Origin of the sequence: Mesorhizobium sp. (genome assembly GCF_017306585.1) — a bacterium.
Classification (GTDB): domain Bacteria; phylum Pseudomonadota; class Alphaproteobacteria; order Rhizobiales; family Rhizobiaceae; genus Mesorhizobium.
Genome location: NZ_JAFKIC010000172.1, coordinates 1 through 12,947, shown reverse-complemented (window position 1 = coordinate 12,947; position 12,947 = coordinate 1). Strand labels below are relative to the sequence as shown.

The 12,947-nt window shown below is 64.5% G+C and carries 14 protein-coding genes; 1 reads left to right on the top strand and 13 read right to left on the bottom strand.

Translation table 11 applies throughout. From position 1 onward, the window contains the following. Nucleotides 1-112: 112 nt before the first annotated feature. From J0I79_RS20405 to J0I79_RS20345, 13 genes are all read right to left on the bottom strand, one after another. Nucleotides 113-1,519 (bottom strand): FAD-binding oxidoreductase, encoded by a 1,407-nt coding sequence (locus tag J0I79_RS20405; RefSeq protein WP_292862980.1) that lies wholly within the window; start codon nt 1,517-1,519, stop codon nt 113-115. Nucleotides 1,520-1,581: 62 nt separating this feature from the next. Further along, a complete protein-coding gene (locus J0I79_RS20400; RefSeq protein ID WP_292862978.1) occupies nt 1,582-2,346 on the bottom strand; it encodes an amino acid ABC transporter ATP-binding protein in 765 nt (254 codons plus the stop codon). A 12-nt stretch (nt 2,347-2,358) separates the two neighbouring features. Then, nucleotides 2,359-3,432 (bottom strand): amino acid ABC transporter permease, encoded by a 1,074-nt coding sequence (locus J0I79_RS20395; RefSeq protein WP_292862975.1) that lies wholly within the window; start codon nt 3,430-3,432, stop codon nt 2,359-2,361. An 8-nt stretch (nt 3,433-3,440) separates the two neighbouring features. Then, nucleotides 3,441-4,604 (bottom strand): ABC transporter permease subunit, encoded by a 1,164-nt coding sequence (locus J0I79_RS20390; RefSeq protein ID WP_292862972.1) that lies wholly within the window; start codon nt 4,602-4,604, stop codon nt 3,441-3,443. Between the two features lie 82 nt (nt 4,605-4,686). Next, nucleotides 4,687-5,721 carry an amino acid ABC transporter substrate-binding protein gene (locus J0I79_RS20385; protein WP_292862969.1) on the bottom strand — a complete coding sequence of 345 codons (1,035 nt, stop codon included), beginning with the start codon at nt 5,719-5,721 and terminating at the stop codon, nt 4,687-4,689. An 87-nt stretch (nt 5,722-5,808) separates the two neighbouring features. Beyond that, entirely contained in the window at nt 5,809-6,756 is a 948-nt protein-coding gene (locus J0I79_RS20380; protein ID WP_292862966.1) for a LysR substrate-binding domain-containing protein, read from the bottom strand. An 81-nt stretch (nt 6,757-6,837) separates the two neighbouring features. Then, nucleotides 6,838-7,587 (bottom strand): SDR family oxidoreductase, encoded by a 750-nt coding sequence (locus J0I79_RS20375; protein ID WP_292862963.1) that lies wholly within the window; start codon nt 7,585-7,587, stop codon nt 6,838-6,840. Nucleotides 7,588-7,598: 11 nt separating this feature from the next. Next, the gene (locus tag J0I79_RS20370) at nt 7,599-8,309 is read right to left on the bottom strand and encodes an SDR family oxidoreductase (RefSeq protein ID WP_292862960.1); all 711 of its coding nucleotides are present in this window, start codon (nt 8,307-8,309) and stop codon (nt 7,599-7,601) included. 297 nt (nt 8,310-8,606) lie between these two features. Next, a complete protein-coding gene (locus J0I79_RS20365) occupies nt 8,607-9,392 on the bottom strand; it encodes a FadR/GntR family transcriptional regulator (RefSeq protein WP_292862958.1) in 786 nt (261 codons plus the stop codon). Nucleotides 9,393-9,447: 55 nt separating this feature from the next. Continuing rightward, the gene (locus J0I79_RS20360; RefSeq protein ID WP_292862955.1) at nt 9,448-9,795 is read right to left on the bottom strand and encodes a RidA family protein; all 348 of its coding nucleotides are present in this window, start codon (nt 9,793-9,795) and stop codon (nt 9,448-9,450) included. Beyond that, nucleotides 9,792-10,610, bottom strand: a complete 819-nt coding sequence (locus J0I79_RS20355; RefSeq protein WP_292862952.1) for an SDR family oxidoreductase — start codon at nt 10,608-10,610, stop codon at nt 9,792-9,794. Before J0I79_RS20355 ends, J0I79_RS20360 begins: the two co-directional genes overlap by 4 nt. After that, nucleotides 10,603-11,415 (bottom strand): shikimate dehydrogenase, encoded by an 813-nt coding sequence (locus J0I79_RS20350; RefSeq protein ID WP_292862950.1) that lies wholly within the window; start codon nt 11,413-11,415, stop codon nt 10,603-10,605. The genes J0I79_RS20355 and J0I79_RS20350 overlap by 8 nt, the downstream gene beginning before the upstream one ends. Before the next feature lie 4 nt (nt 11,416-11,419). Further along, the gene (locus J0I79_RS20345) at nt 11,420-12,310 is read right to left on the bottom strand and encodes a 2-hydroxy-3-oxopropionate reductase (protein ID WP_292862947.1); all 891 of its coding nucleotides are present in this window, start codon (nt 12,308-12,310) and stop codon (nt 11,420-11,422) included. 109 nt (nt 12,311-12,419) lie between these two features. Between J0I79_RS20345 and J0I79_RS20340 the strand changes: the two genes are divergently transcribed. Then, a partial coding sequence (locus tag J0I79_RS20340) for an aldolase/citrate lyase family protein (protein ID WP_292862944.1) occupies nt 12,420-12,947 on the top strand: 528 nt, incomplete at its 3' end.

Sequence of the window (12,947 nt, the reverse complement as noted above, 5' to 3'; positions counted from 1 at the left end):
CTCGACATCCTCGGTCTGGCGGCAAGCGGATCCGCCTGCCTTTCAGAGTCATACCTGCACGTCGCAGGAGCGGGACGAAATCAAGAAATGCCGTCTATTCGAAAGTTTTTCTTTACTTGGCGGCCCGCACCAGAACGCCGGCATTCATCACGCCCAGCGGATCGAACGCACCCTTGAGCCGCGCCATGAGGTCGCGCTCCACCAAACCGCGATTGGCCTCGGCCATGGCGATCTTGGCCCGGCCAAGTCCATGCTCGGCCGCGAAGCTGCCGCCCATCCTGGTGGCAAGGGCGGACAGCGCCTCGGCAAACGCGCCGGCCTTGCCGTCGAAGTCGGCGCGGCCTTCCGGCGGCGACAGATTGTAGTGGATGTTGCCGTCGCCGAGATGGCCGAACGGGTTGATGCGCACGCCAGGCAGAATGCCGTGGCAGAGCGTGGCGCCGGCCTCGATGAAGCGGGCGATCGCGCCTGGCGGCACGGATATGTCGTGCTTGAGCTGTTCACCTTCCAGGCGCTGTCCTTCGGGCTGCTCCTCGCGCAGCCGCCAGAACTGCGCCCTCTGGGCGCCGGATGCGGCCAGAGCGCCGTCCACCACCAGGCCTTCCTCCATGCCCCATTCCAAGGCGGAATTCAGGATGTCGTCGAGGGGAACGCGGGTCGAGCCCGAGGCCAGTTCGACGAGCAGGTAGACGTCGCCGCGTGTCTCCAGCTGATAGGCGAGATCGGGCAAGTGCCTGAGCGCAAGCTCCAGGCCGAGATCGCTGAAGAACTCGAGGCCGCTGAGGAATTCTCCGGCCTCTGCGCGCAGGAAGGCGCCGAACGATACGGCGGCGGCGAAGTCGGACATGACCAGCAGCGCGCCGGCCTGCTGTCTCGGCGTCGGATGGAGCCGCAACACGGCGCGCGTCACGATGCCGAGCGTGCCTTCCGCGCCGCAGAACAGCTTGCGCAGCTGATAGCCGGCATTGTCCTTCTGCACCGCGCGCATTCCGTCCCATACCGCGCCGTCCGGGGTCACGACTTCGAGGCCGAGCACGAGATCCTGCATCATGCCGTACCGGAAAGCCTGGCTGCCGCCGGCATTGGTGCCGATCAGGCCGCCGATCCTGGCGCTGCCTTCCGCGCCGAGATGCATCGGGAACATCAGGCCATGCGGTTCCAGCGCCTCGTGCAGCGCGGCAAGCACGACGCCTGCCTCGACGGTGATCGATCCGTTCTCCCGGTCCGGTTCGCCGATCGCGCTCATGCGGGAAAGCGAGACGATCACCGTGTTCGGCTCTGCCGCGACGGCGCCGCCGCAAAGCCCTGTGTTGCCGCCTTGCGGCACCACCTGCAGCCCGGCCTCCAGGCATACCGCGATGACCGCGGCCACTTCGGCGGTGTTCGCGGGCCTGGCGACGCCCAGCGGCGCAACGCCATAGCGATCGAGCCAATCACGCTGATAGGGCGTTGCATCCGCGCCCGAAAGCCAGCCTTTCGGGCCGAATATATCGCGCAACGCGATTGTCGGATCAGTCATCGAGGTACCGGGAAATGTTGATGGCGTCATGCTTTCGGGCGTTGCATCTTCGCTAACGCCAGTCAATGCCCCAGCACCCGCGACAGGAATTCCCGTGTGCGCTCGTTGCGGGACGCGGTGAAGAATTCTTCCGGCGGCGCCTCCTCGACGATCTCGCCGCCATCCATGAAGACCACCCGGTCGGCGACCCGGCGAGCAAAGCCCATCTCATGGGTGACGCAGATCATCGTCATGCCTTCGGAGGCAAGCGTCACCATGACATCGAGCACTTCGGCGATCATTTCCGGATCGAGCGCCGAGGTCGGCTCGTCGAACAGCATGATCTGCGGCTGCATGCACAGCGCCCGTGCGATGGCGACCCGTTGCTGCTGGCCACCAGAAAGCTGGCCGGGAAACTTCATGGCCTGCTCGGGAATGCGGACCTTCTCCAGATAGCGCCGGGCGGTTGCCTCGGCCTGCGCGCGCGGCTGCTTGCGCACGATCATCGGTGACAGCATGCAGTTCTCCAGCACCGTCATGTGCGGGAACAGGTTGAAATGCTGGAACACCATGCCGACCTCGCGCCTGATCTCGTCGATGTTGCCGACATCGTCGTCGAGCTCGGTTCCGAGCACGGTGATGCGGCCGGCGCTGTGCTGTTCGAGGCGGTTGATGCAGCGGATCATGGTCGACTTGCCCGAGCCGGAAGGACCGCAGACGACGATCTTTTCGCCACGCTCGACGGACAGGCTGACGTTCCGCAGCGCGCGGAACGACCCGTAATATTTGTCGAGCTGTTCGATGCGGACCGCCGGTCCGGCCGATTGCGTCGCGTTGCCTGAAATCACTGCCGCGCTTCCCTAGCGTTCGCCGACCGACATGCGGCGCTCAAGAAAGGCGCCGTAGCGGGACAGGCTGAAAACGAAGACGAAATAGATGAAGGCGATGAAGGCATAGACCTCGACATAGGCGAAGCGCCATTCGCCGGTTCCGTAGGCGGCATTGCCAGACGCCAGGATCTCGAAGAAGCCGACGATGACCACCAGCGAGGTCTCCTTGAAGGAGATGACGAACTGATTGATCGTCGCCGGCAAGGCGTTGCGCATGGCCTGGGGCAGAAGGATACGGCCGATGCGTTGCCGGTAGCTCATGCCGAGCGCCATGGCCGCCTCTTCCTGTCCGGCTGGAACACCCTGCATTCCGCCGCGCACGATCTCGGCCTGGTAGGCCGAGAAGAACAGCGCGGAGCCCACGATCACGCGATAGAGCTTGTCGCCGATCAGCCATTGCGGCAGGGCGAAAGGCAGGACGATCGCGAAGGTGAACAGGATCGAGATCAGCGGCAGCGAGCGGACGGCGTCGATGATCAACCCGGTGGTCCTGGATATCCAGGGCAATTCCGAGCGGCGCAGCAGCGCCAGGCAGATCGCCAGGGGGAAGCCGATCAGGCAGGTGGTGACGAAAATGAAGAGGGTCAGCGCCAGCCCGCCCCAAGCCTCTTCGCCGACATAGGGCAAGCCGAGCATGCCGCCTTTCATCAGCACGTAGAACAGCGTCGTCCCGGCGCCCCAGACGATGGCGATGCGGCGCCCCGTCCAGAAGGCCGGGATGCAGCTCAGCACCGTCATCACCACCACGGTCAGACAGGCCAGCGCCGAGCGCCATTGCTCGTCATAGGGGTAAAGGCCGAACAGGATGATCCGCCACCTGGCCGCGATGACCGACCAGCAGGCGCCGGCCGCCGCCTGGCAGGCTTCCGGTCCGCCAGTCGTGGTGAAGACAGCCGAGAAAACAGCCCAGTTCAGGAGCTTCCAGGCCAGGAAGACCATGATCGCCAGGCAGATCAGAGACAGGATCGCCTGAAGCGGCGTCGCAAAGAAGCGGCGTCTGAGGTCTTCCAGTCTGCCCGGAGCGGGCGGGGCAAGCGCGACCATCTCCATCTCTACCCCCTCAATTGATTGCCCTTCAGGGCAATCGCCTTGTTGATGCGGTTGAAGATGGCGGCGAGGCTGAGATTGATGGCAAGGAAGCCTGCCATCAGGATGCCGATCGCTTCCAGCGTCTGGCCGGAATGGTTGATGGTCAGTGCCACGATCATGAAGAAGTCGGTGAAGCCGACGGCGATGCCCATGGTCGTCGCCTTCATCAGCCAGACATACTGGTTGGCGAGGATCGGCAGCATGGCGCGCAGCGCCAGCGGCAGCCTGACCAGCGTGAAGACCCGCCAGGGGCTGAGCCCGAGCGAGAGCGCGGCCTCCATCTGGCCCTTGCCGACGGACTTGAAGCCGCCGCGCACGATCTCGGCGATATAGGAGCCGCCATAGATGGCGATGGCGATCGCCAGCGCCGAGAATTCCGGTGGAATGCGAAATCCGCCCCTGAGGTTGAGGCCTTGCAGGGACGGGAAATCGAGCAGCGGCAGGTCCGGCAGCCGGCCGGCCGCGAGGATCGCGGCCGCGCACGCCAATGCCGCCGCGCCGCCGGCGAGCTGAACGCCGAGGCGTTCGCCGACCGGCCGGCCGAGGCGCGATGTCCTGCCGAGCCACAGCACAAGCGCGATCGCCGCGATCACGGCCATTGCGGCCGCCAGCATTGCCGCGCCGCCGACATTGGGCGCGGGTATATAGATGCCGCGGCTGGTCAGCAGGACGCCCCAGAGATCGTGCGCGGCGCGCGGCGTCGGCAGGTGCCTGATAAGGGCGTACCAGAAGAAGACCTGGAGGATCAGCGGGATGTTGCGGAAAATGTCGACATAGGTACGGCCCATTAGCTGTGCGAGTTCGTTGGACGAGGTTCGCGCCAGCCCGACGACCGTCCCGACGATGGTTGCCAGGATCAGCCCGACGCTTCCCAGGAACAGCGTGTTGATCACGCCGATCAGGAAATACCACCAGTAAGGGTCGTTGGCGGTGGCGGGCAGGAGCGAGAAGCTCACATCCCAGCCTGTCGACTTGAACAGGAAATCGAAGCCGGACGTGATGCCCTGCCGGGCAAGGTTCTGCCGCGCGATCAAAACGCCGGCGATCACAAGTGCGGCAAGCGAGCCGACAAAGACAGCCTGCAGCAGCGCGTTGCGAACCTTCTGATTTCTCAGCAGGCGGACCATCGATCAATCTTTCTCGAAATTTCCATCGGCTCCGCCCGGGATAGGCCGGGCGGAGCCTGGAGCAGGATGCGTTAGGACCCGATCAGTCGATGACCAGGGGGAACAGGACACCGCCATTGTTCCAAAGGTTGGTCAGCTCGCGGTCCATCTTGTAGGGCGAATCCTTGCCGAGATCGCGATCGAAGATTTCGCCGTAATTGCCGACCTTCTTGATCACGTTGTAGGCCCAGTCGTCGGGGAGGCCGAGACCCTTGCCCATGCCCGGCGTGACGCCGAGGAATTTTGCCACCTGCGGCGAGGTCGGCTTGGCCTTGATCTCATCGACGTTCTTGGAGTTGATGCCTTCCTGCTCGGCGAAGGTCAGCGCGGTAAGCGTCCAGTTGGCGATGTTCAGCCAGTTGTCGTCGCCTTGCCGCACGATCATCACTTCAGGCTCGACCGCGAGCACATCGGGCAGGATCACATGGTCCTCGACCTTGCCTTTCGCCACGCGCGCAATGGCAAGCACAGGTCCCCACTGCGCATAGAGATCACAGCGCCCGGAGAAGTAGGCCTGTTCGAGTTCCTCGGTCTTTTCGATGACCACCGGCTCGAGCTTGATGCCGATCTTCTGCGTATAGGCCGCGACCTGCTGCTCCTGCGAGGTTCCGGCAGGGATGCAGATCGTGCCGCCATTGGCGTCCTTGAGCGACTTGAGATTGAGCTCCTTGTGCGCCATGACCTTGGTCGTGCCGAGGTAGTAGGACATCGAGAACTGAAGGCCGAGTTCCGTATTGCGGCTCAGCGTGCCGCCGGAAGCCTTGATGATGATGTCGACGTCGCCCGACTGCAGCGACGGCCAGCGCTGCGCCCAGCTGATCGGCACCACCTTCAGCTTTGCCGGATCGCCGAACACGGCGGTCGCCACCGCCTTGCACAGGTCGATGTCCATGCCTTTCCAGTTGCCCTTGTCGTCGACCTCGGCAAAGCCGAGATACGAGCCGTCATGGCCGGTGCAGTTGAGCATTCCACGCGCCTTGACGGTGTCGAGTGTCTTGCCGCCGGCGGCTTGCGCCGGCGCCGCCAGATGCACGAGGCCCAGGGCCATGGCGGCGGCCCCCCATTTCATCATTTTCATGTTGTTGTCTCCGCTGTTGAGGTTGTTCCGTTTCTTGTTGTTGGAGCCGCGAAGGAAACCTTCGCGGCTCGGTCTCGAAGCCGCTTCTCAGTCGGAAAGCGGGGTCGGTTTCGGCAAGGAGATCGTGAGATCGTTGCGCCAGTCCTGCTGGGCCAGCCATCGATGCAGCGCCGCCACTGCCTTCACGCGCAGATGCCCGCGCGGGACGACGAGGTAGAAGCCGGGAACTTCCTCGGGCCTCATGTCGGCGATGGCGTCGCGACCGATCGGCGCGACCAGCGTGCCCGACCGGAAATCCTCCTCGGCGTCGATGACGGAGACCAGGCCGACGCCGATGCCCTGCAGGGTTGCCCGGCGCATGGTCGCCGCGTCGTCGAAGCTGATGCTGCGGTCGCCATCGGTCAGTTCCACGCCAAGGTGGCGCAATATATCAGGCCACAAGCGCTTGGACTTGACCGTGTCGAGCAAGGTGAACCGTGTCAGGTCATGCGCCGACTTGATCTTTTCGCCGATCGCCGGGGTGCAGCAGATGATCTTGGGGTCCGGCACCAGCAGCGTGGTTTCATAGTCCGGCCAGTTGCCGTAGCCCCACTGTACGGTCATATCGATGTCGTCGCGCCCGAAATCGGGCAGGTCGACCATGGTCGTCATGCGCAAGTCGGCGCCCGGCAGGATTTCGCGGAACAGCGAAAGCCTGGGCAGCAGATAGTGCGTGGCGAAGTAAGGGCTCGCATTGAGATTGATGCGCTCCCGGTAGTTCGACTTGGTGACGCGCCTGACGCCCTCGGAAAACTCGTCGAAGCCGGCCTTGACGTAGTGCGACAGCAGGATCGCCGACTCCGTCAATTCGATTGACCGGCCCTTGCGTTCGAACAGCGTCACCTGGAGCGTGTCTTCGAGCAGCTTGATCTGCTGTCCGACCGCCTGCGGTGTCACAAGAAGTTCGTCGGCCGCCTGCCGGAAGCTCTTGTGCTGCGCGACGGCGTGGAAGACGCGGAGCGCGTTGAGCGAAGGAAGGCGAAGCTTGCCGTTCATCGAGAATTCCGCTCCTTCCGCTTGAGGCTCCGTTGATCATGCACTGCCGTATCCCGGCCGCCGCCGGCTGCTGAAATGGCCTCAGGCGTAGATATAACCACCTGAAACAATTACGTTTTCGCCGGTCATATAAGTATTCTTCGGGCCGCCGGTCATGAGCACCCATTCGGCGATCTCGCCTGGTTCGGCGCCACGGCCGAGCGGGCTTGCCTTGGCCAGTTCCTCGAGGAAGCCGAGCGCCTTTGCTTTCTCCGTGGCCATGCCGGCCGGCGCCACGGAGTTGACCAGAATTCCGTCCTTGGCGACGTAGTGCGCAAAGGAGCGCGTCAGGCTGACGACGGCGGCCTTGGTTGCGGCGTAATGAGCATTCTGCGGATGCGCCTTGAAGGCGTCGACCGAGGTCAGGTTGACGATGCGGCCGCGTATGTTGGCCTTCGGCTCCTGCGCCTGCATATGGCGCACGGCGGCCACCATCATATGGTAGGTGCCCTTGATGTTGATGCCGTTGGAGGCGTCCCAGTCGGCATCGCTGATTTCCAGAAGCGGGCGGCGCGGATAGATGGCGGCGCAGTTGATGACCGTGTCGATGCGCCCGAGCCTGGCGACGATCGCGTCGAAGGCGGTGTGGCACTGCGGACCGACCTGGATGTCGCAGGCGGCGGCGGCCGTCGGCAGGCCCTTGGCCTTTGCCGGGGCGAGAGCGCTCTCGGCCGCATCCTGATTGATGTCGATGATGCCGATGCTGGCGGCTCCCGCCTCGACCGCCATACCGGCCAGAAGCGCGCCGAGGCCGGCGCCGCCACCAACGATCAGAACGGAAAGATCCTTCATTCCAATTTTCCTTACTTGGTGCCGCTCGGCGAGGTCGGCCAGGTCGGCATGATGTCGAAACGGGTAACGTCGGCCCATGCGGGCAGGGCAAGCACGGCGACCACCATCCTGGCAACGTCGTCGGGCTGCACGACCTTGCTGGCGTACATGGCGGCGCGCGCCTTGGCGTCGAGGATGTCCTGGTAGAGCTGCGTCTCGACACGCCCGGCGACGATCTCGGTGACGCGAATGCCCGATGGGGAGAGGTCGGCGCGCAGCGCGGCGGCAAAGCCCGAGATTGCCGCCTTGGTGGCCGCATAGACGGCAATGTTGGAGAAGGCCGCGTGGCCGGCGACGGAGCCGGTGAACAGGATGTGGCCGGATTGCCGCTCGCGCATCTGCGGCACGACCAGGCGGGTGAGCAGGATCGCCGCGCTGAGGTTCACCTCGAGCGTGGTGTCGATGTCGGATATTTTCATGTCGGCGAAATTGCCGAGCGGCGGCATGACGCCCGCATTGTTGATGAGGACGTCGATGGTGAGATCGGCCAGCACCGATTCCAGCGCCTCGCGGTCGGTGACGTCGACGGCGATCGGCACGATGCCCGGATGCTCGGCCTGCAACTGCTTGAGCGCGGCCTGACTGCGGCCGACAGCGTAGACGTCGTAGCCGGCTTCGCTCAATGCGATCGCCATGGCCCGGCCTATACCGCTTGTCGCTCCGGTGATGAAAGCTGTTGTCACTTGGGCTGTCCCATTTGCGGCTTCCCCGATTGCCTTGCGTCAGTGTGCGGCCTCGGCCGAGACCGCGAAACCAAGAAAACCAGCAAAAAGGAAAGATAAACTTTCGAAACCCTTCCAGGCGTTCGAAATGTTCTACGCTTGCCGCCGGATCGCAAACGCGGCAAATCAAAGGAAAACAAGGCCTTCGACGCGAGAGGCGCGCTTGCGGCCGTACGGTTTGGCAAAAACATGGCTTTCGCAAAACGCCCGGCGATCTTCTCCGGTTCGGCGCGCGGGATTGTAAGCCGCCTGGACTTGTCAGCCGGTCGTGGCCGGCCTTTTCATCTCGATGAAGAGCGAGGCCGCGGCAGCCTTCTGTTCCGCGTCGGTCGCCTCCACGCCGGAGGCTTTGGCCAGCGCGCGCACGCGTCCGAGGCTGTTGTGCAGGTGCTTGCGCATGGCCTGCCGTGCCTTGGCGCCGTCCTGCCTTTCGATGGCGTCGACGATGGCTTTGTGCTCGGCGTGGATGCGCGCGTAATAGCTGTCCTTGAGGGCGGGCTCGACGACGTAGCCGAGCTGGAAACGCGGCACGATCATGGGCCTGAGGTAGTCGAGGAAACCGTGGATGAACTCGTTGCGCGCGGCCGTGGCGATGGCCAGGTGGAAATCGTAGTCATAGTGGATCTGGATGGCCGAGGGGTCCGCCTGCCGGGCGTCGATCTCGTCCATCATGGCCCTGATGTGGCTTGCTTCCTTGTCGGTGCGACGCTCCGCGCAGAGCCCGGCGGACTCCACTTCGACACTCAATCTGAGTTCGAGCAAGGCAATGGTCTCGGGCAGGGTTCGCAGCGCCTCGTCCGGGATCGAGAAATTGCGCGGCGACGGCGTTTCGCTGACGAACATGCCGCGCCCCTGTTGCGGCACGACCATGCCGTCGGAGCGCAGCCGCGCCACCGCCTCGCGCACGACGGTGCGGCTGACATCGTATTCGGCGCACAGCTCCGCTTCGGTCGGCAATTGCGCGCCGGGCTGCAATTGTCCGGAGCGGATCTTTTCGGCCAGGCTCTCCGCCACGACGGTGGAAAGCGGCTTGCGCTTCGTCATCTCAGTCCTTCCGTTGCGTTCAGATTCGCGATGATGCCCGAACCGGCGCGGCCGTTCAAACCGCGGCCGTGACGATCAGTTCGACCAGCATTCCGGGTTTGGCCATCCGTCCTTCGCCGGATGAACGCGCGGGCGCATGCTCCTTCGGCATCCAGGCGTCCCAGACCGTATTGACCTCGTCGAAATCCCTGACGTCGTCGAGCCACATCTGAACGTGGAGAATGCGGGTCTTGTCGGTGCCGGCCTTGGCGAGCAGGGCATCGATCTTGCCGAGCACCTCGCGCATCTGGTCGGCCGCGGACTGGCCCGGCCGGGCGACCTGGCCGGTGAGGTAGAGCGTTCCATTGTGGATGACGCCGTGGTGGATGCGGGTGTCGAAGTCGAAACGCTGGATATCGGTCACGGGATGCTCTCGGATTGCGGCTTTTGCCGGATTGGATTGCCTTGCAGATATTGCGCGTAGGGTGCCTGGACGAGCCAGCCGGCGTCGACGGGGAGGGTGACGCCGGTTATCGACGCGGCCCTGTCCGAACACAGGAACAAGGCTGCCTCGGCGACATCGCGCGGCTCGACGAAGCGGCGCAGCGCCGTCGTTGCCTGGATGGCTTCTGGGTTGCGCTCGCCCTTGGCGATCTTCGTCTTCAGCCCATCGGAAAGCGTGTAGCCCGGCGCCACGGCATTGACGCGCACGCCGTGCGGGCCAAGCTCGGCGGCAAGGATTTGCGTCAGCGCAAGGACCGCGTGCTTTCCGGGCGTGTAGGCCGGCAGGGAGAGCGGCGCGAAGGAGGCAAGTGAGCCGACATTGAGGATCGCGCCGCGTCCGGCCGCCGACATAAGCCTCCCGAACACCTGGCAGCCAAGCAGCGTGCCGCGATAGTTGATGCGCCACATCCGTTCGTCTTCGTCGAGATCCTGATCGAGCACGTGCTTGCCGCTCTGCAGGATGCCGGCGCAATTGACCACGACATGGGGCGTGCCGAACGCATCGCCGACGGTTTGCGCCAGCGTTTCGACGGAGGCGGGATCGCCGACGTCGGTTTGGGCAAAAAGGGTGCGAGGCGCGCCGGCATCCTGGCAAGCGGCAGCCGTCTCCTCGCCTCGAACGGCGTCCCGGCCGGCGACGACGACCTGATAGCCATCCTCGGCGAAGCGCAGCGCGATGGCGCGGCCGATGCCGGAGGTGCCGCCAATGACGACAGCGGTCAGTGCGTCAGCCATGGCGGCGGTCCTTACGCTCGATGTCGAAGAACTCGGCCATGGCCTCGACCTGGAAATCCATCATCGGTCGTCCAGGCTGGACGCGGCAGCCGATCTCCTTCGCCGCCTTGAGCAGGGCCGTCTCGGCCGGTTCCATGATGATGTCGACCACCGTCATGTCAGGCGTCAGCCTGCTCACATCCATGGGCAGCGGGTCGCTGGCCTTCAGCCCGGCAGGCGTGGCGTTGATCGCCATGTCCATGCCGGACGGATCCGGCGCGCCGACCTCGATCCTGCAATCCGGGAAAGTTCTGTTGACCAGCGCGGCGAGTTTTTGCGCGCGGTCGCTGTCGATGTCGGCAAGGCGGATTTCAGCGGCGCCCTCCTCGGCAAGGCAATAGGTCAGCGACGATCCGGCGCCGCCGGCCCCGACCTGAAGGATGCGCCGGCCGGCGATCCGGTGTCCGCCGGCCTTCAGCCCGTCGATGAAGCCGACGCCGTCGAAATTGTCGGCATACCAGCTGCCGTCGGCCTGCCTGCGGACCGAGTTGGCGCTCTGCACGCGCGCGGCGCGGTCATGCGCCGCCGCGCATTTGTGGTAGACCGGGACCTTGTACGGCACCGAGATGATCACGCCCCGGACGTTTTCGGCGGCGGTAATGCCGGCCCAGAATGTGTCGAAATCCTCCGGGCGGCAGCTCATGGGCACCATCAGGCTGTCGAGCCCCTTCCGCTCGAAGATATCGTTGAACATGCCGGGGCTTTTCGCGTGGCCCACGGGATGGGCCAGCATCACGAATATATCGGCCTTGCCGGTACCGCGCATCGATCTATTCCTTTCCGTTTGACAGTTCATGATCGCTCAAGGTTTCGAGCGCTTTGACCAGGGATGAATGGTCGGCTTCCGCGCCGCCCGCACGCGCCGAGCAGGCGTTCATCAATTGCTGCGCCAGCGCCGTGTTGGGCAGGGCGACGCCGAGCGTGCTCGCGCTTTCAAGCGCGAGATTGAGATCCTTCTGGTGCAGCCGAATGCGGAAGCCCGGTGCGAAAGTGCGCTTGATCATGCGTTCGCCGTGCACGTCGAGCACGCGCGACGAGGCGAAGCCGCCCATGAGCGCGGCGCGCACTTTCGCCGGGTCGCAGCCCGCCTTGCTGGCAAAGACCAGCGCTTCGGCCACCGCCTCGATGTTGAGCGCGACGATGATCTGGTTGGCGATCTTGCAGGTCTGGCCGGCGCCGTTCTTTTCGCCGATCAGGGTGATGTTCTTGCCGAGTTTCTCGAAGACCGGCAGCGCGCGCTCGAACTCGGCCGCCGGTCCGCCGACCATGATGGTGAGGCTCGCCGCCTTGGCGCCGACCTCGCCGCCGGAGACCGGCGCGTCGAGATAGCCGGTTCCGGCTTCCCTGAATTTCGCGGCGAATTCGGCGGTGGCGATCGGGCTGATCGAGCTCATGTCGACCACCAGCCTGCCGGCCGAAACACCTTCGATAACGCCGTGCCGTCCAAGAAGGACGCGTTCCACGTCGGGCGTATCCGGCAGCATGGTGATGATGATCTCGCACGACCGCGCCACCTCGGCGGGGGAGGCGACGATAGATGCCTGCAGATCCTGCGGGAGAGGGGAGCGGTTCAGGACCGTGACAATCTCGTGTCCCGCATCGGCAAGATGCCGCGCCATCGGCGCTCCCATGACACCAAGCCCGATGAAGCCAATTTTCATGTGCAACTCCTCTGCGGCGTCAGACCGCCTTGCGGCTCTGGCGAGTCATATGATATAGGACATCATACAAATTTTAATGCACCTTCTTGCTCATGGAGACCGATCGCAGATGCAGGAGCGCGTCAATTCCCTCAAGACGGCGGTAACGGCGGGCCGGGCTCATATCGGCATCTGGTGCTCCCTGGCCACCGCGCTCACCACCGAGATCGTGGCGGGTTCCGGAGCCGGCTGGCTGCTAATCGACGGCGAGCATAGCCCGAACGATCTGCGCAGCATCATGGCGCAGTTGCAGGTTGCCGCGGCATTTCCCTGCGAGGCGGTGGTGCGCCTGCCTTCGGACGATCCCAACCTGATCAAGCAGGCGCTGGATGTCGGCGCCCGCAGCCTGATGATCCCCAATGTGCGCACGGCGGATCAGGCGCGCGCCATCGTCGCCGCGATGACCTATGCCCCGGGCGGGTTCCGTGGCTTCTCGGTCGGCCATCGCGCCAACGCCTTCGGCCGCATCGCGGGCTATCACGGCAAGGCGCGCGAACAGCAATTGCTGGCCGTGCAGATCGAGGACGAAACCGGCGTCACCAATGCGGCCGCGATCGCGGCCGTCGATGGGGCCGACGTTCTCTTTGTCGGGCCCGGC